The following is a 319-nucleotide window of genomic DNA, read 5'->3' as shown; positions in this document are numbered from 1 at the left end:
ATTTAGCGCTGATGCCACCGTCCTGATCGACATCCACTCTGTCCTCATCATCTTTGACGCTGGCATACTGATCAAGATCCACATCCAGATTCAATGCCTTCTCGGTTTGAGGCTCTTCTTCCGCTTCAACGCTTTCATTCAGCAGAGCGTCAATATCCAGGAAATCATCTTCTGATTCGGCCAGCGGCGTCGGCGGCTCAGGATCCTGTAAATGCTCGTTAAGCAGTGCTTCTAAATCTAATTCCTGTTCGTCTTGCCCAACGCGCTCATCCTGCGCCTGAAGCGACTCAGCTTCAGAATCTTGGGCATCAGTGGACTC

At 50.8% G+C, this 319-nt stretch carries 1 pseudogene; it reads right to left on the bottom strand.

Annotated features, from left to right (window positions below):
- A pseudogene (locus J0A66_RS22470) lies at positions 1–319 on the bottom strand (hypothetical protein); the annotation flags it as partial.

The organism is Bowmanella dokdonensis (genome assembly GCF_017254865.1).
GTDB classification, from domain to species: Bacteria; Pseudomonadota; Gammaproteobacteria; order Enterobacterales; family Alteromonadaceae; genus Bowmanella; species Bowmanella dokdonensis.
This window is presented reverse-complemented; position numbering and strand designations above follow the sequence as displayed.